This is a genomic window from Erysipelotrichaceae bacterium 66202529 (genome assembly GCA_017161075.1).
GTDB lineage: Bacteria > Bacillota_I > Bacilli_A > Erysipelotrichales > Erysipelotrichaceae > Clostridium_AQ.
Map to the genome: position 1 here is coordinate 2672497 of CP046174.1, position 20042 is coordinate 2692538.

At 44.9% G+C, this 20042-nt stretch carries 20 protein-coding genes; all 20 read right to left on the minus strand.

Annotated elements, in window-relative coordinates; translation table 11 throughout:
• Positions 1-9 precede the first annotated feature (9 nt).
• Positions 10-387 (minus strand): hypothetical protein, encoded by a 378-nt coding sequence (locus GKZ87_12745; protein ID QSI26298.1) that lies wholly within the window; start codon positions 385-387, stop codon positions 10-12.
• Positions 388-389: 2 nt separating this feature from the next.
• The gene (locus GKZ87_12750) at positions 390-1973 is read right to left on the minus strand and encodes a DUF5011 domain-containing protein (protein QSI26299.1); all 1584 of its coding nucleotides are present in this window, start codon (positions 1971-1973) and stop codon (positions 390-392) included.
• Positions 1974-2024: 51 nt separating this feature from the next.
• Entirely contained in the window at positions 2025-3110 is a 1086-nt protein-coding gene (locus GKZ87_12755; protein QSI26300.1) for a hypothetical protein, read from the minus strand.
• Between the two features lie 245 nt (positions 3111-3355).
• Positions 3356-4777: a pyruvate kinase gene (gene pyk / locus GKZ87_12760; protein ID QSI26301.1), complete on the minus strand. Its 1422-nt coding sequence runs from the start codon at positions 4775-4777 to the stop codon at positions 3356-3358.
• Positions 4778-4825: 48 nt separating this feature from the next.
• Positions 4826-5788, minus strand: coding sequence for a 6-phosphofructokinase (pfkA, locus tag GKZ87_12765; GenBank protein ID QSI26302.1), 963 nt, complete (start codon positions 5786-5788; stop codon positions 4826-4828).
• A gap of 57 nt (positions 5789-5845) precedes the next feature.
• Complete coding sequence (gene zapE, locus GKZ87_12770; GenBank protein ID QSI26303.1) at positions 5846-6760, minus strand: cell division protein ZapE; 915 nt, start codon at positions 6758-6760, stop codon at positions 5846-5848.
• 9 nt (positions 6761-6769) lie between these two features.
• A complete protein-coding gene (locus GKZ87_12775; protein ID QSI27958.1) occupies positions 6770-7912 on the minus strand; it encodes a DNA replication protein DnaD in 1143 nt (380 codons plus the stop codon).
• 46 nt (positions 7913-7958) lie between these two features.
• Positions 7959-8552, minus strand: a complete 594-nt coding sequence (locus GKZ87_12780) for a dephospho-CoA kinase (GenBank protein QSI27959.1) — start codon at positions 8550-8552, stop codon at positions 7959-7961.
• The gene (gene mutM, locus GKZ87_12785) at positions 8549-9379 is read right to left on the minus strand and encodes a DNA-formamidopyrimidine glycosylase (protein QSI26304.1); all 831 of its coding nucleotides are present in this window, start codon (positions 9377-9379) and stop codon (positions 8549-8551) included. Before mutM ends, GKZ87_12780 begins: the two co-directional genes overlap by 4 nt.
• An 8-nt stretch (positions 9380-9387) precedes the next feature.
• Positions 9388-11973: a DNA polymerase I gene (gene polA / locus GKZ87_12790; protein ID QSI26305.1), complete on the minus strand. Its 2586-nt coding sequence runs from the start codon at positions 11971-11973 to the stop codon at positions 9388-9390.
• 104 nt (positions 11974-12077) lie between these two features.
• Entirely contained in the window at positions 12078-13034 is a 957-nt protein-coding gene (locus GKZ87_12795; GenBank protein ID QSI26306.1) for a zinc ABC transporter substrate-binding protein, read from the minus strand.
• A gap of 256 nt (positions 13035-13290) precedes the next feature.
• The gene (locus tag GKZ87_12800) at positions 13291-14067 is read right to left on the minus strand and encodes a stage IV sporulation protein FB (protein QSI26307.1); all 777 of its coding nucleotides are present in this window, start codon (positions 14065-14067) and stop codon (positions 13291-13293) included.
• A complete protein-coding gene (locus GKZ87_12805; GenBank protein QSI26308.1) occupies positions 14054-14629 on the minus strand; it encodes a peptidoglycan DD-metalloendopeptidase family protein in 576 nt (191 codons plus the stop codon). The genes GKZ87_12800 and GKZ87_12805 overlap by 14 nt, the downstream gene beginning before the upstream one ends.
• A gap of 296 nt (positions 14630-14925) precedes the next feature.
• On the minus strand, positions 14926-16047 hold the full coding sequence (locus GKZ87_12810; GenBank protein ID QSI26309.1) for an AI-2E family transporter: 1122 nt from the start codon (positions 16045-16047) through the stop codon (positions 14926-14928).
• A 68-nt stretch (positions 16048-16115) separates the two neighbouring features.
• Positions 16116-16892: a septum site-determining protein MinD gene (gene minD, locus GKZ87_12815; GenBank protein ID QSI26310.1), complete on the minus strand. Its 777-nt coding sequence runs from the start codon at positions 16890-16892 to the stop codon at positions 16116-16118.
• Positions 16877-17443, minus strand: a complete 567-nt coding sequence (locus GKZ87_12820) for a hypothetical protein (GenBank protein ID QSI26311.1) — start codon at positions 17441-17443, stop codon at positions 16877-16879. Before GKZ87_12820 ends, minD begins: the two co-directional genes overlap by 16 nt.
• A complete protein-coding gene (locus tag GKZ87_12825) occupies positions 17416-17970 on the minus strand; it encodes a rod shape-determining protein MreD (GenBank protein ID QSI26312.1) in 555 nt (184 codons plus the stop codon). Before GKZ87_12825 ends, GKZ87_12820 begins: the two co-directional genes overlap by 28 nt.
• A gap of 2 nt (positions 17971-17972) precedes the next feature.
• A complete protein-coding gene (gene mreC, locus GKZ87_12830; protein ID QSI26313.1) occupies positions 17973-18809 on the minus strand; it encodes a rod shape-determining protein MreC in 837 nt (278 codons plus the stop codon).
• Between the two features lie 97 nt (positions 18810-18906).
• Positions 18907-19596: a DNA repair protein RadC gene (gene radC / locus GKZ87_12835; protein ID QSI26314.1), complete on the minus strand. Its 690-nt coding sequence runs from the start codon at positions 19594-19596 to the stop codon at positions 18907-18909.
• Positions 19593-20003: an SPOR domain-containing protein gene (locus tag GKZ87_12840; GenBank protein ID QSI26315.1), complete on the minus strand. Its 411-nt coding sequence runs from the start codon at positions 20001-20003 to the stop codon at positions 19593-19595. The genes radC and GKZ87_12840 overlap by 4 nt, the downstream gene beginning before the upstream one ends.
• Positions 20004-20042: the final 39 nt, after the last annotated feature.

Sequence of the window (20042 nt, forward strand, 5' to 3'; positions counted from 1 at the left end):
TGTTTATGATCAGGGAAGCTCATACGCTTCTATAATCATCGTTTTTCTGAGTGTACGCTCATCCGCCACACCATTCATATGCGTAAAAGCGGCAGTAAGGGACACATCCAGTAAGCCGTCACTGCTGGCATCCAGAATATGCAGCGTATAATCTGTATCCGTATTTACATTGGATGCAAATTCACGCACCAGCTCTGCCTCCATAGCCTCTGCATCGACTGGATACATCTGATGAATCCCTATCGCCTTCAAGGTATTACGCATACTGATTTCAACAGAATCCTCCATCTCGTTTTTACGCTGAGATATGGAGTTGATATCCATCATCATAAGAACCGCTATTGAGAAGCAGACCAGTAACACACTGTATTTTATAACGGATTTCATACTCACCTCCTAAGATATGAAAATTCTTCCAGAAACTGCCTGTTCGCCTGCTGAGAATAGCCATGACTGGCATTGAATGCGCGTATTTTCGCTATATCCTCTGCCTTTAGTCTCCATGTATGCTTTGCCTGCGCTGCGTTTTTCTGCAGTGTCTGTGTCAATCGCTCAAATTTATCTGTCGCTCTCCAGAGGCTGTCCGCATGAAGTGTCTGCATATAGCTGCCGGAAATTGAGCGGATATATTTTCGCATACGGTCTTCCTCCGGGCGCTTATCCAAAACAAAAACCCTGCCCTCCTTTGACACAGTATTTCCGGCATTGTCTTTTACCTGATAGGTGATGCTGTATTGCCCCTGCTTGTGCAGATTCGTGGTATCATTGAGAACAGTAAGGCGATCACTGATATCACCATCCTCCTTATCCATTGCTTTCACCTGTTCCAGACGTACCTTTTTCCATTCCTGTTCAGTATACAAATCCTCAAAGATATGTATATCCTTTGTTGTTATCACCGGTTCCTCATCCCAGTGTGCATAAAGAGTCATGGAGCTTTTCACCGGCTGCTGAAAGTCGTATTTCGTACCAGAGGCTGTAAACCATCCCATGAATTTATTTTTTTTCTTCACTGGTTCAGCAGGATAACCGGCCTTATCCCCGTAGGTGATAACCTGAGAGGATACTGGTGTACCGCCATTAGAGTCAAACGTTATCGTGAATGTGAGGATTTTATACGATGCCGTTATCGTCCTGTTTCCTGTCACATTCGTATAGTCCCCTATCCAGCCTTGAAAGGTATGGCCTTCTCTGGATGGTGATGGCGGTGGTGAAGCAGATTCTCCATGCTTAACACTTTGGGATTTTAAAACGTTGCCGTTCCAGTCAATAAAATTCACGGAATAAGTGTTAGTCGCATATTGTGCGGTAATGACAAGATCTTCTCGTACATAATGAAAAGGCTTGTCCCAGCCGGTAAAGGTCTTCCCCGTCTTATCTGATACGGGTGGAGCTTCTGCATCCTTATAGCGTTCCACCGTCTGTGTTTTCAATACCGTTCCATCCTGATCAAGAAAACGAACTGTATAGGAGGGAATCGGAATATGCACTGATTTAGTAACATTCACAACTGTAATTGCACCATCTTTAATATCTCGCAATTCAACAACATGAGTACCGGATTTGATCGTTACTGTTTTCTCCCCGCACAGCTGCGTTTTATTCGAGATATGCTTATCAATCCAACTGGAAAAGGTTGCTATTTTCTTGTTATCAAGAAAGACACCGACCGGAACCTTTTGATAAATATAAGAGCCTGAACCACCCTTATGGGTGATGTAATAACGAAATCTGTATTTCATGGTCATTGTATCATCATCAAAGCCTACTAATTCATAAGTAATCGTTTCAAAAAAATTACCATTATTCCATGAACCTATTTTTGTAAATCCAACAACCTTTTCTTTACTACTTTTTGGGGTAAAGTCCTTTGTTGATAATTCACTTGCTTCAATACATATTGGAGCTAGTATTGGATAAAATGTATAAATACAAAAAATAATCATAATCAATATATATAGTTTCTTTCTCATTCCTTCCTCCTAGTTAAAAAAAAGCTAGAAATCTAGCTTTTCATCTACTCATTATTTAAAAAATTCTACTGTCCAAGGAGTTGAACCGTCTCCTGCATTTGCATAATTTCCATCGAATGGCTGCCCGATTTCCATATAATATCCGTACCAAGGGCTACCTTCCGTTTTCACCTGCTCATTCGCCCATGCATAGGCTTCATCATATGTTGCAAAAGCTCTTCCGCTATTTCCAAGTAAATTGGATGGAAAATTATCCACAGTCATTACTGGTAATTTTTCTTCCGGAGGATACACCGGTTCTGGCTCTGCCGTATTCCCGGATGAACCTCCTGAATTAGCATCCGGCTTTGGCTTTTTCTCTGCACTGCTCTGACTATTGCTGTTTTCCTGCTTCGAAGGCGCTGATGAATCGTTATTCTTTGCAGTCTCTTCCACCTTTGACTCCGTAGCCTTTCCTTCCTTATTTGAAGCAGCACTGTCACTGCTCTTGTCATCCTTCTTCTTTGTATCCTTTTTCGATGCAGTCTTTGTTTTCTTTTCTTCAGACTTTGCCGCATTCTCCTCCACGGTAATACTTACAGAAGTCCTCTCCTGCTTCAGATTCTCCTTTTTCTTCCCATCGCTTGTAAACTGCAAAATCAACGTACTTTTATCTGAAACATTTCCGCTGCTATCTTTGACCTGAACATCATAGATGATTTCCTTCTCCGTCTTTGGAAGATTCTTCATATCAGGCAAATCCTGAAAGCTCTTATCATAATTATCTGTGATAACAGCATTCTCACGTATTGCGTAATTTACCTTATCCGCATCTGTTCCTACCTTAAAAATCAGCTTATCCTTCTTCCACTTCAAAACAGGCTTTTCCTTATCAACCACCTTGACCTTCACATCATATGTTTCCTTTTCATACGCTATCGTAATTGCATAGGTACCCAGCTTCTGAATATCCAGATTACCGCTTTTCACCGTCACCTTATCTGATTTTCCGGCTGAATCAAAAAAGCAGGACGCAGACAGATCAAGCTCCTTATGTACACTCACCTCTATTTCCTTCGCCTTTAAAACCGGCTTCGATGAACATCCTATAAGCAACAGTGCCGTCAGCAAACCTGCTGAAAAAAATCGTTTCCTCATAATTTCTTCCTCCATGTCATTCCCACATACCTATTATACTATAAATTTTGCAGGACGCAATATCTCTTTTATTCTTTACAACCTCCCTTCTAAAAAGAAAAAAACATGACTGCTTCATGTTCACCTCCAATTCTTTACATTAGTATAATACCATGGAATCCAATGCAAACCTCATGCAATTTTCACGCAAAAATAATGCAGGATGGACGCAAAAAAAGAGCATGATTCCTCATGCCCTGATCCGCTTATTTAACCTCGATAATTTTCATCGTGTTGGTAGCACCATTTCCTACAGGATAACCGGCAACGATAATAATCGTTTCACCAACCTTGATACCCATTTCCTTAGCGATTGCTCTAGCGAGCTCACACTCGTTGTTCTGATTGTTTGCGACCTCGGATAAAACAGTCGTTACACCCCAGTTCATAGCAAGAGAACGCTGTGTCTTTTCATCAAAGGTAACAGCGATAACCGGTGCTTCCGGACGGAATTTGGAAATTCTTCTTGCAGTAGTACCGCTCTGCGTAAACGCGATGACGGCAGCAACATCCAGCGCCATTGCTGTATCTGCTACAGAAATAGCGATAGCATCATTCTTCGTTCTCTGGCTTGTCTTAATGCTTGCCTTCAGACGTTCTCTGAATGGAATAGTAGGCTCCATCGCTTTTGCGATACGATCCATCGTCTGAACAGCTTCGATTGGATACAGTCCGGCTGCGGACTCTCCACTCAGCATGATAGCATCCGTTCCATCCAGCACAGCGTTGGCAACATCACTTGCCTCAGCACGTGTCGGTCTTGGATTTCCCTGCATAGACTCCAGCATATGTGTAGCAGTAACAACAGGTTTTCCCATTGCATTTGCTGTTTTAATGATTTTCTTCTGGTAGATCGGTACCAGCTCAAAGGAAACATCGACACCAAGATCACCACGGGCAACCATGACTCCATCAGCCACCTCCAGAATTTCCTCCAGATTATCAAACCCTTCCTGGTTTTCAATCTTTGGAATAATCTGAATATCCGGTTTACCTTCTTCTCTTAAAATCTTACGAATGGCAAGAATATCCTCTTTTCTTCTTGTGAAGGATGCTGCGATATAATCCACACCCATCTGACATCCGAAACGAATATCCGCATCATCCTTTGGTGAAATAAACGGCATACTCAGCTTGACACCCGGCAGGTTACAGCCTTTCTTGCTCTTTAACTGTCCCGGGTTTTCAATCCGGCACTTTAACTCGCCGTCTCTTTTTTCCAGGATAGTCAGACGCATCTTTCCATCGTCAATCAGAATCGTTCCGCCAACTTCAACATCATCGAATACTTCTGGACACTGAATATGGAACTTTTCATGTGTTCCTAATATTTTCTCACGAACGATTGTTACAACATCGCCCTTTTCATACTCCTCAACACCGTTTTCAAACTCACCCAGACGTACCTCCGGGCCTTTTGTATCAAGCAGAATAGCGATATTCTTCCCTGTTTCCTTCACGACCTCACGAATATTTTTAATACGGTTTCCGTGTTCTTCAAAATCTCCGTGGGAGAAATTTAAACGGATGATATTCATTCCGTTTTCGACGAGCTTCATCATCATTTCCTTGCTTTCGGAAGCAGGGCCAATCGTACAAATAATCTTAGTTTTTCTGTTTGCTAACATGTTAATTTCCTTTCCTAATTACCTAATAAATACTGCGGGAACAACCTGCTATACCAGTCTGTCGAATAGATTCTGCAATCTCTTGCGGGACTCTCTTGGCATATTCAATGCTTCTTCAATCGGCACTGCTACAATCTGGTTGTCCTTGATGCTGACACACTGGCCTCCTACACCCTGCATCAGCAGGTCCACCGCTTTTTCTCCCATACGGGATGCCAATACTCGATCTGTCGGTGTCGGTGATCCTCCACGCTGAACGTGGCCTAGCACCGTGGCTCTACCTGAAAATCCAGTATTTAAGCTTACCTTTTTGGCAAATTGGTGAACATCTGTAATCTTTTCTGAAATCACTACAATTGCATGACGCTTCTTTTTAATCAAATCAAAATCACGCAGTCTCTCCAGCACTTCACCTTCCTCAAAGCCTGTAGAGGATGTAATAACGATTTCAGCACCGCACGCAATTCCCGACCAGATTGCCAGGTCTCCGCAGCGGTTTCCCATAACCTCCACAATCGAACAGCGATGATGAGAGCTTGATGTATCCCTCAACTTATCGACTGCCTCCACGATTGTTGTCAGAGCTGTATCAAACCCTATCGTAAAGTCTGTACATGTGATGTCGTTATCAATGGTACCCGGCAATCCGATACAGTTGATTCCCATTTCTGTCAGTGCCAGCGCACCACGGTAAGAACCATCACCGCCAATGACTACGATAGCCTCAATTCCACGTTTTTTTAACTGCTGAACTGCTTTATTACGCACTTCAATATCCTTAAATTCGGGAAGTCGGGCAGACCCAAGAATCGTTCCGCCGCGGTCGATGATCTCACCGACGCTGGCTTTTGTCAAAGGCTCGATATAGCCTTCCACCATGCCCTTGTATCCATCATAAATACCAAAGACCTCGATTCCACTGTTGAGTGCAACCCTTGTGACGGCGCGAATTGCAGCATTCATTCCAGGTGCATCTCCACCGGAAGTAAGAACACCAATACGTTTTACCATAAAAATTCCTCCATTCACGGTTACTATGATAACATTATATTACAATTTTTACTAGCATTATTTTCGTCTTGTTTCGCCTTTTATAAAAATTTCACAAGACAGGGCGCGGATCCGTTCCAGCAGCCGCTCAGCCGCTACCGGCTCACTGCTTTTACTAGCAGATGCACACAGGCGCTGCTTCAGCTCCTCCATAGAATAATTACTCGTAAATATTGTAAGGCGGCGCTTCTCCATACGCGCATCCATTAAAGGAAGCAGAATATCATCCCGGCTCCATGCCGTGACACTCTCTCCGCCGATATCATCAAATACGACGACCTCGGTATTGCGGATGCTGCGCAGCTTTGCCTCCATGATATCCGGTTCATGAAACAGCAGCTTCAAATCCGCCATCAGCTTCGGGACATTGACAAACGCAACGCTTTTTTCTTTTTGTGCATAATAGTTGCACATAGCTGCTGCCAGCCAGCTTTTCCCAGCTCCTGGCTTCCCCCATAAGTATACACCCTTTGTCTGATTTTTATCCTTTAAAACCTTTACGATTTTCTGATAAGCCGCTTTATATTCCGGACTTTCCGATTTCAAATCGATAGCCTTGATATCCACCAGCAAATAATGCTCCAGCATATCCATCTGCTTATAAAAGCGGCGATGCGCATACGCCTGCTGCTGTTCCTTATAGTATGTACAGTGCGATACCTGATTCATCAGCATGCCATCCAGGTATAGATCAATACGCTCCCCGCGCTTTGGCTGACGGCAGAAATCAAGGCCCTTGCAGTTGTCACACTTTTCCATGACAGCTGTCCAGTCCGCAAGCTTTCCGCTGTGATCATAGACAAAGGCTTCGTCCAGCTCATGCTGCTTCAGCCAGGTGAGCACATGCCCGTTTTTCATAAGCTGTGCAACAAGTGCTTCCTTGATCTTTTTCTGCTCCTCGCTCAGTGCGAATGCAAATGACACCTTCTCCATTTATTCACCTCACAATTCCTGAAGATCACGCATCAGCTCATCCTCATCGTAATCTTCCACATCCACGCTTACCTCATCCTGATTATGATACCAGGATGGCAGCTCCTTTTTCTGTACGGCCTTTGTGCGGCCTGTCTTTCCGTCTGCCTCCTGCTGAATCTGTGCCAGAGCCTTTTCACTCGTATCAATTTCCAGACGCACCCATGTACTGGCAACCTTCTCAACATACGCCTTAGGAAATTGCTGATTCTTCATTTTCAACACATACTCAATCAATACATTGACAACCTCCGGCTTCATTTTGAAATCGGAAATCAGGGCTTCAATCAGATACTTGTCGCTGCGGCTGACCTCTACGCCATGCTGGAGGTTCTGTAAAAAGCGCACAGGCGGTAGACGATACGGATCTTTTGCTTCCTCCGGCTTGTAATCGGATTTGGAATTTCGTACCTTTTTCTTTAACTGCTCAACATTGAGTTCATTGGTTTTCAGATTCATACTCTGGGATACCAGCTTGCGCATGGTAATTTCATCAATGCCGTGTATCGTTGCCAGCTCACCGATGATACGAAGATTTTTCTCATTGCGTGCGGTGGAGGGAAACACCATCTGCGGCAGACCGGTTAAAAAGCGGTCGTAATTGAAGCTGAGCGGGATATCGTTTTGATGCAGTACATCCTGCTGGGGCTTCAGCTTGCGGAAGGCTTCCTCCTGACTGTCCTGCCAGTCCTCCTTTAAAATATTCACAAACGGAATGGTGATTTCCTGATATGCGGTTTTATCCTCATACGGCTTGGCAAAGCACAGCTTATTGAACTCATAGACATCCTTTCCCATTTCCTTCAGATACAAACGACCAAACACCTCATGTCGCAGAAACTCATTGCCGTCCTTTGGCATAAACACCTGATAAAGATAGCTGTTTTTAGCTGCATCGTAAAAGGTTTTCACAAGCAGATACTGCTCCAGCACATGTCTGCTTTTTTCCATATGCTCCATGCTTAGCCGGCTGATGGTTTGTATCAGAATATGATTACGGATTTTCTGATGTCGGGTACCAATGCTGACCAGCGTGTGATACAGTGCAGCCGCATCAGCTCCAATCAGAGGAGTGTACAGCATATGTAAGGAAGCATAGCGCTCCGCTGTCATTTCCCCCTGTACCTCTATGCGGCATTTATCCTCTTTTTTCACACACTCACCTCGACTGCCTCTTTACGTTCAGTATATCACAAATCTGTCTTTTCAGACTTTCTTTATCTCCATTATTGTAAAAAACAACATCCGCCTTCTCGATTTTTTCTTGCTGGGGCAGCTGGTGCTGCAAACGGCGCAGCGCCTCCTCCTTTGGAATACGGCGGTACTGCGACAGTCTGTGCAACAGCAGCTCTTCATCACAGGCCACCACCCAAATTTCATCAAAGGCATCCTCCCAGTGTACCTCAAACAGCAAAGGCACCTCCACCACGACAAGTGCTTCCTGCGCATGCCGGGCAACCTCCTGTAAAATACGCTGCTTGATCAATGGATGCAAAATACCCTCTGCCTGCTGCTTCTTTACCGGATCACTGAAAATCAGGTTACTCATATACTGCGTATTGATGCTTCCATCTGTATTCAGCAGGCTGTCCGAAAACAAATCCACTAAAGCATTATATCCGGCTTCCCCTTTCTGAAGCAGCTGCGCATTGATCGCATCACAATCCAGTACTGTGATTCCCTCTGCCTGTAAAATTTCAATCACACTTGATTTTCCGGCGCCCATCACACCGCTGAGACCAACTGTTTTCATTTTCTTCTCTGGCATGTCGGGCAGAAACACGTTCCCCGTGTCGTAACAACGATTTTCTTTATTGTCGTTGCACATACCGGACATGGCTCTCCTTTCTTCGCATGCACCTTCAGCTTCAGCTGAAAACGGCCATCCACTCCAAGCTGGGAGGTATAGGAGCGAATCGTTGTTCCCCCCGCCCGTATCGCACCGCTTAAAATGCGGCGGATATGAAAAATCAGCTCTTCAAAATCCCTTTTCCGCAGATGATTGATCATCGTTTCCGGATGCATACGCATGGCAAAGCAGATTTCATCCGCATATATATTACCAATCCCGGCAATGATGGACTGATCCAGCAATACTGCCTTTAATGCTGTTTTTTTCTTATGCAGCTTTTTATACAGCCAGTCGGCTGTGATCCGCTCATCAAAGGCATCATAGCCGATATGCTGAAAGCATGGATATGCGGCATAATCCTTTTGCTTCTCATATAAATACATCTTTCCAAATTTCCTGGTATCATGATAACGCAGCTGGCGGCCGTCACTCAGCTTTAAAATTACATGCACATGCTTATCGTACGCATCCTCTGGCTGCTGCACATAAAACTTTCCCTCCATGCGCATATGACAGATCCATTCCACATCCCCAAGGTCAAAGCGCATATATTTTCCATGACGGTGATACCCCTGTATCGTTTTTCCCGTGATCGTATCACAGAAAGCTTTTACATCCGGATACGCTATAATATTATCCCAAAACACATAGCATCCAGTAATCGTAACATGATCCAATTGATGCTCCAGTGTTCTGACAACCGTTTCTACCTCTGGAAGCTCCGGCATATTCTCACCTACTTTGCCTCATACCAGCTCTTGCCGATATTCGCCTCGGCAATCAATGGCACACGCAGCGTCATCGCTTGCTGCATGCCTTCCTCTACAATGCTCTTCATCTGTTCCAGCTCATCCTCCCAGACATCGAAAATAAGCTCATCATGAATCTGCAGAATCATGCGGGATTTCACCTGTTCCCTGCGCATTCTTTCAAAAATTTGAATCATGGCCAGCTTAATCAGATCGGCAGCACTTCCCTGGATTGGTGCATTCATGGCAGCACGTTTTCCAAATTCCCGCATCATATAATTCTTATCACTGATTTCCTTGATATAGCGGCGGCGGTTAAACAGTGTTTTCACATAGCCGTTTTCCTCACAGAATTGAATGGTAGAATCCATGAAGCTCTTAATGTTCGGGTAGGATGCGAAGTATTTATCAATGAAGGCATGTGCTTCCTTTCGAGAAATCCCCAGTTGCTCACTGAGTCCGAAATCGCTTTGTCCGTATACAATTCCGAAATTGACCGTTTTGGCACTTCTACGCATATTCGCATCAACACTGTCATGATCCACATCAAAAATCTGCATTGCGGTTTTCGTATGAATGTCAATACCGTGATTAAAGGCATCGATCATCACTTCCTCATCCGCCATGTGTGCCAGCATCCGCAGCTCAATCTGGGAATAATCCGCAGATAACAGGACATGTCCCTCACTTGCGACAAACGCCTTACGGATTTCCTTACCTTCCTCATCCCGTACAGATATATTTTGCAGATTTGGTTCGGAGGAGGACAAGCGTCCGGTCTGCGTCTGAATCTGATTAAAAATCGTATGTATTTTTCCATCCTTCAGCACATGCTTACTCAAGCCGACTGCATAGGTGGAATATATTTTCTGATACTTGCGATGCTCCAGCAGCAAGGGGATGATCGGATGCTGCTTTGCGAGTTTTTCCAGCACATCCGCTGCAGTGCTTCGTTTCTTTCCGGCTTTTAAGCCCAGCTCATCGTATAAAATCTGTGCCAACTGCTTGGGGGAATTGATATTGAATTCCATCCCAGCCATTTCATAGATCTGTGCACTCAGCGTATCGATTTTATCGCTCGTTGCTCTGGCTATTTCATCCAGCGTGGAAAGACTGGTCACGACCCCTTCTTTTTCCATTGCATATAATACATGGGTCAGCGGCATTTCTATTGTATCAAACAGCTCCTTCATTTCCATTTCCTTCAAGGAAGCATCCAGCTCACTGACCAGATCCTGTAAATGATCAGCCTGCAGCATCGCATAGCGTGCCGCCTCATCAAGGTCCACCAGCTTGCCCTTCCCCTTTTTGCCGAATACATTATCCTTCAGCAGACTGCGGTCAAACTGATATTTTTCTGCCAGCTTATCATAATCCGACAGTGTGCCATCCACTAGAAATGCTGCAATCATGACATCAAACTTTACATCAGCGAATTCAATTCCGTTTTTATGCAGGGCATGATAGAAGTTTTTCGCATCATACACCGCCTTGCCGTTTTCTTCCTTCAGCCATGCAAGAAAGCGAGTATCAGCGAGTGCATCCTGCAGCTCAATATATTCTGTTTGCTCCTTGAGACTGACGGCAAAGCCATACAGCACAGCATCGTAATAGCTTTCATTATCCACATTTGCATAAACGAGGGCTCCATCCTGCAGAAGCTTGGATGATATCTGCTTGACAACGCTGCGGCTGCCTTCCTTTTTCACTTCCCGTGTGTCCATTGTATCCTTTACAAAGCTTTTCATTTCATACTTCACAAAGAAATCATGCAGCGCCTCAGTCGGCTCCTGTAACAGCATAGCTTCAAAGGGAAGTGGTATTTCCGCATCCACCTTTATGGTCGCAAGATACTTGGAAAGAAACGCCTTTTCCTTATCCGTTTCCAGCTTTTCCCTCAGCTTGCCCTTGATTTCATCAATATGTGCATACACATTATCCACGGTTTCATATTCACTCAGCAGCTTTAAGGCCGTTTTTTCTCCGATGCCCTTTACACCCGGTATATTATCTGCAGTATCCCCCATCAGCGCCTTTAAATCAATAATCTGAGAAGGTACGATTCCCATAGCTTCCTTCAGCTTCGCTTCATCCATGACCTCCATCTCCGTGATGCCCTTTTTCATTAGATAGACATCCGTCGTCGGATCGATCAGCTGCAGCAGATCGCGGTCACTGGATAAGATATGTATTTCCACATCCGGATACTTTTTCGCCATGCTTCCGATAATATCATCCGCTTCGATACCCTCACATTCATAGCGCTTCATACCATAGGCATCCAGGAATTCTCTGGCAATCGGAAACTGTACGATCAGCTCCTGATCCAGCTCTTTTCTGGTACCCTTATATTCTGTATACGTCTCATGGCGGAAGGTCGGCTTGCCTGCATCCCATGCGACCAGCACTGCATCCGGCTCCACCATGGACAACGCCTTGTTGATCATCGTAATAAAGCCATATACTGCATTGGTTGGTATACCATTGCTCGTTTTCATCATTCTTCCATATACTGTCGCGTAGTAAGCGCGAAACAGCATGGAATTTCCATCAATCAGTAAAAGTTTTTTCATCGGGGTTCCTCCATACGTTCTTATTTTACCACAGTTTTTGCTTCTTAGAAGAAGGATGCCTGATTATTTTCTCTTCTCAAAAGAAAAAGGTCTGGTTATGACCTTTAGGATGCTATAGATTCCAGTGCTTTCAGATTGTCATACATAATGGTCAGATAATCCTTGCTTGCTTTTTGATCCGCACTGGTGATACTGGATAGATTGTTCAGATTCACCGGAATCAGTGCCAGCTCATCAATCAGCTGCTGCTGCAGCTTTTTCATATCGTCCGGCAGATTCTGCTCGATTGCGATATAGCGGACATGGTCGCTCTTAATGCGTTTTTTAATCGCCGCCAGCTGGTCGCTTGTCGGCAGTGCCCCGTATTTGGACAAGGTTACCGGATATACCTTAATTCCATAGGATTTCTGCCAGTTTCCAAAGGAAGGTGTCATCGATACAAAGCTGATGCTCATCTTTCCGTCGGGGATGGCCTGAAAATCGGCATCCAGCCGAGCCAGATCAAGCTCCACCGCATCATAGTTTTCATCGAAGATATCCTTATACTGAGGATATTTCTGTACCAGATAGTCACGAATATCACTTGCCATACTGGTCATGGCCACCGGATCCATCCACAGCATGGGATCAGCGTCATAGGTATCCAGATTGGCGAATTCCTCTCCCTCATAATACGGGCCTTCAGTTCCGGCAGTCACGCCGTCAATCGTCGTTGAGGTATAGCGTTCAAATTTATAAATCGCACTTTTAGTCGCAAGATCCACCATATCCACACCGGTATTTCGGATATCATCCACATACAGATCCATATATGGCTCCAGCCCGCCAATATAAAACAGTGCATCGCTGTCCTCCAGGGTATCCTTAAAGCTGGCTTTGATCTGCGCACGCTGTATCATTGTATTTTCTGTAATGTTTGTTACCGTTACATCTTCACCGCCAATTCTTTTGACCAGATATTGGACAGGATATACGGTTGTGGCGATGCTTGGCTTTTTCTCTTCACAGCCGCTGACAAGAACCAGCGCCAGAATAGAAACAAGAAATAACTTTATCTTCATAGAGCCTGCCTCCCTAAGCAATATTATAACATGATATCCAATCCCGGTACAGTGTCCTGTGAAAATGTGACCTGTAGTTCATGTATCCGTTCGTAAGATCCTGAAGGTAAGGAGCCCGGTAGCTAATAGAATCTGCAGGAATGTTTTATGAATGCAGTATTCTTTAGAAAAAGCTCCCTGTGAATCCAGTATCCTTTGTGGGATTAGACATCGCGTAATCGGTTGTATCACACTCTATGAGTATAGCATATTTTCTTTAGGGACGCCTACTTTTTTTCTCATCGCCAAATTTATGCTTCAGCCAATCCTGTTCCTCAATCCAGCCCCTTTTGTATTTCAATATATTTCTACGTCCCCGATACAGATCAAGGGAATCATTTAGAATAGGCTCATACGATACAGGATGCAGCCGGCGGTAATGATAAAACTGCAGCTGTGTCAGTGGAAGCGAGCGCCAGGACAGAACGATCTGAAGCAGAAGGAACAGCAAAACGACCCATGCACTGGCACCCTGCAGCAGATGGTAATGTAGAACAGCCACCATAGTAAGAAGCGAGCAGAGCAGCATGGCGCGTTCTGCCTGCCGGTAATGCAGAAAGCAGTGAAAAAAGGTCTGCAGCAGGCGTCCCCCATCCAGCGGGAAGATCGGCAGCAGATTAAACATTAAAATTGAGGCATTGATCGTATGCAGATAGGAGGCAAAGGCAACAGACAAAATGCCCTTCCATACCAAAAAACGAAACAGCGTCGGAAATACAACATGCATCAACGGCCCGGCGGAAATGATGATGACCTCCTTTATCAGTGAGCCATGTCCGATATGTGATATGGTTGCGGCCAGTCCAAAGGGATACACCGTTACCTTTTCAATCGGATAACGAAAGAGAATGGCACATGCAATATGTGCCATCTCATGAAGTGTCAGCATGGTAAAAATCCATCCAATCAGTCTGGCTACTCTCAGATAGGGGAGCAAAAGCAGATACGGCAGCCAGAGCAGGGAAATCCGTACGTGCAGATTACGAAAATGCATCGCTTACCTTAATTTTCTCATTATCCTTTAAGGCCGTAATCGTAACATAGCTGTCAACGGTACCAATCACAGCCTCCTTGAGAATACGGTCATCCTGGTTCACCTTCACATCATTGAGATGTCCGTAATTCACAACAACGCCATTGTCCTGCTTGATACTGACCATGCTTTTACCATCCGCCTGCTTCTGTACATGAAGCACGACACCTGCAAAGCCGCTGGTTGCCTGATTGGTGCCGTTGGAATAGTGATCATCCTTCAGCAGTGTATATGCCGAAGATGTACTGACCGGTGTATCCTTTAAGGAAAACCAGTTCTCAAAGGGCAGCCAGCTCCCCAGATCTTCCAGCTTGAATTGTTGGATAACAGCCGGCATTTTCACCAGATTCAGCTTCTGATTGAGCAGCAGAGCCAGTACGACGACACAGATACACATCATGAGCATTACCATATGATAGAACATACGAAACAGGATGAACGGACGCTGCTTCTGTTCTCCTGCTCCTGCCCCGCCAAATCTGCGGCCTCTGATGCGTTTTCTTACTCTTCTTAAATCGTCCATATCATCCCTCCTGCTAACACTATATGCAGATGAAGGCTTGATTAGAAGCATCCTCCGGCTTTCCATACACATTTTCCCGGGGATAGACAGCAACCATCATTCAGCTGTAAAAAAAGGATCTATCCGATACTTCCTTCCCCTGCGGATACATCCTTAATTGTTATGTGTGCGTTCTATACAGCCTGCGATACAAGGCTCTCTTATGTACAGGACTTTCCATGCATACGTGCTGCAGCCAGTATACTGTTATCAATATTAACAGCAGGAGATGGCGGACATCCAATATGTACTCTGTGCTACTGCACGACCTCATCATCCGCTTCCACTGCATTTCCATACAGCTTGCGGTCGTTTCTTTTCTCATAAACCTCCATCATGGTTTTGATGGCAATAGCTGCCGGTACACTGACCATGATTCCCACAGCGCCGGAAATCACTCCGCCAGCAAAAACAGCAAACAGGGTCACAAGCGGCCCCATTGCACTGCGCTTTTCATGTACCAGCGGTGAAATGACATAAGCATCCACATTGGACAGAATCATAATACCGATGATCAGCGCAACGATATTGCTCGGCGGCAGTGTCAGTGCGGTTATAATACCAATGCTGTTGGCAATCGTACCACCCAGATAGGGGATGATGACACCAAAGGAGGTCAGCAAGCCGATAATCAGCCAGTCCTGATGCCCGATCATGAAGTAAAACGCACTGTATTCCACAAATTTAATCAGCATCAGAATAATCAGGGATTTCAGATACACCGTGACATTCTGATCGATTTCATGCAGATATACATCGCTGTTTTTAAAAAACAGATGGATAAATTTTCGCAATCCCAGCTTGATCCTGTCAAAATCAAACAGCATATAAATCGCAATAATAATGGAAAACAGAATATTGGTCACCATGTTCAGCACCGTATTCATCAGTCCCGGCAGGCTGGAAACAAGCTGCGGCACCCAGTCATCATAGGATTGCAGCATATTTACAATGTTATTGGTGATGCTGTTTACCAAAGAGAAATCCTTCATATTCCCCAGTGTCTTGATTTTGTTGGATATCCATACAACACCGTCAATCATGCTTGTCATAAATTCATTGATTTTATCATACAGCACCGGCATCAGCATAACCAGCATGACAATCAGAAACACCAGTACACAGACCCACAAGGCGATAATGGAGAAATTTTTCGAAATGCCCTTTTTCTCCAGAAATTCCACAAGCGGATGCATAACATAAGCCAGCACAAAGCCGATGACGAACGGCTGCATAACGGAACGCAGTATTCCTGCCCAGCTTCCCCACACGACCTGTGTTTTGATTAACAGAAACAAAATCAGAAGCACACAGATCACCTTGCACAGCGTATAGATGGAAAATCGCTGATCTATTCTTTTAAATAGTTTTTTTAACATAACGCCACCATACTTTCACTTCTCTATTCTACCATGATGGCGAAAAAAAAACCAGAGAAGCGTGGGTGTTACCCAAACAGCTTCTGCAGGAATTTCTTTTCACGATATTTCGGCAGGGGACAGCGCTGTCCCAGCATACGCTTCACGATACAATCAAAGCAGCTGTAGGTCTGCGTATCCCGCTGCAGGGCAACCGGCTTGCCGTGATTGTTGGAGCGCAGCATGTTTTCATCATCGAAGACATAGCCCAGAAAGTCTATGGACAGCCACTGCTTGGCTTCCTCCAGAGATACACTGATTCCGCGCTCCATATGATGTACATTCATGCGGTTGACGATAAAGGAGATATGCTCCATCCCCTCTTTCATGAGGATACCGATAATCCGGTCTGCATCCTGCAGAGCCGTGACATCCAGCGTCGTTACAACCACTGCTTTCTTCACACAGGCAATCGAATGCACAAAGCCGCTTTCGATTCCTGCTGGTGTATCCAGCAGGATATAATCAAACTGAGTTTTCAGCTCATCCACAACGATTTTTAAATCCTCGCCGTGAAAATACTGAATATGTATGGTTTTACATGCCGGAAGCAGATACAGATTTTCCTGCCGCTTATCCCGGATCATCGCATTTGCAAGGGTACAGCGTCCCTCCATCACATCCTTCAGGTCATAGATAACACGATTTTCCAATCCCAGCATAACATCCAGGTTTTTCAATCCCAGATCCACGTCGATCAGACAGACCTTATAGCCCTTCTGCGCCAGAACCATGCCGATATTGATACAGACGCTGCTTTTTCCAACGCCGCCTTTTCCGGAAGTAATTGCTATTGCCTCTCCCACATTCTCTCCTCCTTATATTTCTTCATTTCCAAATGTCTGCACTCATAATAGACTTTACAGGGCGCAAAGGATGTCATATTTTGGAAATGTGTATCACAAATCCGCACATTTCCATCCATGCGAGAGGCACACAGCACGCAGTCCTCATGCAGCAGATCCACACTTCCCTGCACACTGCCCAGGACATACAGCGATTCACTGCTGGTCACAAATGCCTGCTTGCGGATGCTGCCCAGCAGCAACAGCGGTTCATGGAAGCGATAATGCTCGCCGCCTCTTAAATCCTCTTCCAGAATGCGCCTGTTTTTCTCCTGCGGCAGTGCGTTGATGCCGGCAATCAGCGTATGGCAGTCCGCACACAGGTGGAATAGCTCCTGTACATGCTGGGGCTTCATGCCGTCAATATGAAAAAAAGCCTCAAAATACTGTCCGTTTTTGTTGTGACAGAAGTTGAGTCTTTCTCTTAGCTGTTGGAAAAATGCAGCAGCATCGTCATACTGCGCATAAATATGATAGGCGTCATTTATTCCTTTGATTTTAATCTGAACCATTCTACCTTTTCCCCTTTTCGTATACGGAGTGCTTTCATTTCCAGATAGTCGTCCTTGATACGAATGAGGAATACGATAACCATAACGAGAATCGCATTGGCAAGCAGTGTCATAAGCTCATAACGCTCCGCCCACAGCATCAGCGACATACTGGTAATTCTTTGAAAGTTCATATAGCAGTATATCAGAAGATCCTTGACGAATATTGTCACAATACAGAGAACCAGCGATTCAATCATCGTTTCCGTCATATGCTTGCTCCAAAGCTGCAAAAGACATGCGACGATGGTGAAGATGATGGCATAGATCAAAAAGGTATTTGCGAAACAGAAGTCATAGATCATGCCGCAGCCAAAGGCAAACAGGCAGGAATCGAGAAAGCTGAATTTACGGATGGTCAGCACCATTGCACAGAAGCCTAGATTTGGAATAAACAGCAGATCGTTGATCAGATAGCTGTTGGGAAAAATCACTGTGAGAATTTCATCGATCAGAAAGCAGATAATGACAAAGACGATATGCGCCATGCTTACTCATCTCCCTTTTCACCGATGATGCTGACAACAGAGAAGGTCTGAAAATCATCGATTGGACGGACATAAATCGTCTGTCCTGTCTGATTGGAAAGGGCCTGCACGCTGTCTACGGTACCGATCAGCAGTCCACTTGGATAGCCGCCGCCCTTACCGCTCGTTACGACCTGCATTCCCTTTTTGATTTCACTGCTGTCATCAAACAGCAAGACAATATAACAGCCGCGCTTGACATCATAGCTCTGTAAGACACCAAGAGAGCTTTTCTTTTCATCCAGCAATATCTTGATAGAAGCGGAATTCAGTTTGTCCTCACTGGTCAGCAACTTGACGACACTTGTATGAGAGGAAACACTCTTGATTTTTCCTACCATGCCATCCGTGCTTTCCACTGCCATGCCAACCTTAATGCCTTCCTTGCTTCCTTTATTTATGGTGACTTCATTGTTCCAGGTTGCCTGGTCACGTAAAATGACCTCTGCCCACCTGCGCTCATACTTATCATCACTCGTCTTGATACGCAGGGCATCCTCCAGCTCTGCATTCTTTTGTTTAGCATCAATATAAAGTGCCTTATAGGATGGATTTTTACTTAGCTCATAGCGCAGCCGGTCATTTTCCTCCTTCACGCTCCATAGGTTCGCAAAATCAGTAAACAGGTTTTTCACCGTCTGTGCCGGGTAATCGATCAGCGCATATTTCAGCATGGTAATGCCGTCATAGCCGATATTACTCGTTACAGAGCCGCTTATGCTCTTTAAAAGGATACCGATGATCACAAAGAACGTGATAACGCCTAAGATAATTTTTTGAAAACGATTCAATTTTGACATACGCTCACCTATTTCTTAAATGTTTCCCATATATTATATAGGGGAAAGAAAAATAGTTCAATGACAATCTGGCTTTTGTCAAAATCTTAAGAAAACTTTAGGAAAATCCAGGCTGCAGCATTCCCTTTTGTGCAAAGCTGAAATATGTATTGCGGCTGACGATGATATGATCGATCAATGGAATCGCGGTCATGACACCACACTCCTCAATGCTCTTGGTTAAAGAGATATCTGCACTGGATGGCTGAGGATCTCCGGAGGGATGATTGTGTACACACAAAATCTTTGCACAGCCAAGCTGCATTGCCTCCTTGAAAATCTCGCGGGGATGCACACTGGCGTTGGTCAGGGTTCCTACAAACATCACACGACTTGCGATCAGCTGGTTTTTCTGATTGAGAAACAAGACCAGAAAATGCTCCTGCTGCTCATAGCCGATCTGCTGATTGATCCATTCCATAATATCCTTGGGATGATGAATACCGGGGGCATGCAATACATCGTCAAAGGCTATCCTGCGACCCAGCTCAAAGGCTGCCGACAGCGAAATCGCCTTCGCCTCCTTGATTCCGGAAAGTCCCATCAGCTCCTGCATATTCGCCTTCCCCAAATCCCCCATGGTATTCCATTTTTTCATTACCTCATCCGCCAGCTCCAATGCCGACATAGAACGGGTACCGCTGCGCAAAACCAGTGCCAGCAGCTCCCGGTTAGAGAGTGCCGCAATCCCATGCTGCAGCGCCTTTTCTCTGGGACGTTCCTCTTTGTTTAATTCCTTTACCTTCATTTTCCAATCCTTTCCAGCGCCTTGTCATATGCCTGTTCATCAATGAGCTCGACAACAGCAGTATTCTCTATGGTTACATTTTTGGGGATATAGCTGTATTTCAGCTTTTTCAGCTTCTGCTGCACCTGCTGGCTTTCCTTTTCATCCGTACTTACCCCACAGACAACCGCTGTCAGCTTTTCCTGCTTCAGCGTATAGCTTTTCAGTCCTTCCTTTTCCAGCTTTTCCTGCATATCCTTCACACTTGCCGCCTTTTCATACAGACCGACCTGGTTCATATACAGGGTACGCTTACCATCCCCTGCTTTTCCGAGTGTAAATGAAAATAATACATAATAAATCAGACAGAACACTACTGAAAACAGAATGCCGAACAGCACAATAAGCCGTTTGTTTTCCACCTGCATCACCTCACCCTAACCATATGCTGCCTGCATATGACACAT

What these genes read in the sequence shown, in the direction of transcription:
- GKZ87_12745 (QSI26298.1), bottom strand. Translation starts at nt 387, where the DNA reads ATGAAATCCGTTATAAAATACAGTGTGTTACTGGTCTGCTTCTCAATA.
- GKZ87_12750 (QSI26299.1), bottom strand. Translation starts at nt 1,973, where the DNA reads ATGAGAAAGAAACTATATATATTGATTATGATTATTTTTTGTATTTAT.
- GKZ87_12755 (QSI26300.1), bottom strand. Translation starts at nt 3,110, where the DNA reads ATGAGGAAACGATTTTTTTCAGCAGGTTTGCTGACGGCACTGTTGCTT.
- pyk (QSI26301.1), bottom strand. Translation starts at nt 4,777, where the DNA reads ATGTTAGCAAACAGAAAAACTAAGATTATTTGTACGATTGGCCCTGCT.
- pfkA (QSI26302.1), bottom strand. Translation starts at nt 5,788, where the DNA reads ATGGTAAAACGTATTGGTGTTCTTACTTCCGGTGGAGATGCACCTGGA.
- zapE (QSI26303.1), bottom strand. Translation starts at nt 6,760, where the DNA reads ATGGAGAAGGTGTCATTTGCATTCGCACTGAGCGAGGAGCAGAAAAAG.
- GKZ87_12775 (QSI27958.1), bottom strand. Translation starts at nt 7,912, where the DNA reads ATGACAGCGGAGCGCTATGCTTCCTTACATATGCTGTACACTCCTCTG.
- GKZ87_12780 (QSI27959.1), bottom strand. Translation starts at nt 8,552, where the DNA reads ATGAAAACAGTTGGTCTCAGCGGTGTGATGGGCGCCGGAAAATCAAGT.
- mutM (QSI26304.1), bottom strand. Translation starts at nt 9,379, where the DNA reads ATGCCGGAGCTTCCAGAGGTAGAAACGGTTGTCAGAACACTGGAGCAT.
- polA (QSI26305.1), bottom strand. Translation starts at nt 11,973, where the DNA reads ATGAAAAAACTTTTACTGATTGATGGAAATTCCATGCTGTTTCGCGCT.
- GKZ87_12795 (QSI26306.1), bottom strand. Translation starts at nt 13,034, where the DNA reads ATGAAGATAAAGTTATTTCTTGTTTCTATTCTGGCGCTGGTTCTTGTC.
- GKZ87_12800 (QSI26307.1), bottom strand. Translation starts at nt 14,067, where the DNA reads ATGCATTTTCGTAATCTGCACGTACGGATTTCCCTGCTCTGGCTGCCG.
- GKZ87_12805 (QSI26308.1), bottom strand. Translation starts at nt 14,629, where the DNA reads ATGGACGATTTAAGAAGAGTAAGAAAACGCATCAGAGGCCGCAGATTT.
- GKZ87_12810 (QSI26309.1), bottom strand. Translation starts at nt 16,047, where the DNA reads ATGTTAAAAAAACTATTTAAAAGAATAGATCAGCGATTTTCCATCTAT.
- GKZ87_12820 (QSI26311.1), bottom strand. Translation starts at nt 17,443, where the DNA reads ATGGTTCAGATTAAAATCAAAGGAATAAATGACGCCTATCATATTTAT.
- GKZ87_12825 (QSI26312.1), bottom strand. Translation starts at nt 17,970, where the DNA reads ATGGCGCATATCGTCTTTGTCATTATCTGCTTTCTGATCGATGAAATT.
- mreC (QSI26313.1), bottom strand. Translation starts at nt 18,809, where the DNA reads ATGTCAAAATTGAATCGTTTTCAAAAAATTATCTTAGGCGTTATCACG.
- radC (QSI26314.1), bottom strand. Translation starts at nt 19,596, where the DNA reads ATGAAGGTAAAGGAATTAAACAAAGAGGAACGTCCCAGAGAAAAGGCG.
- GKZ87_12840 (QSI26315.1), bottom strand. Translation starts at nt 20,003, where the DNA reads ATGCAGGTGGAAAACAAACGGCTTATTGTGCTGTTCGGCATTCTGTTT.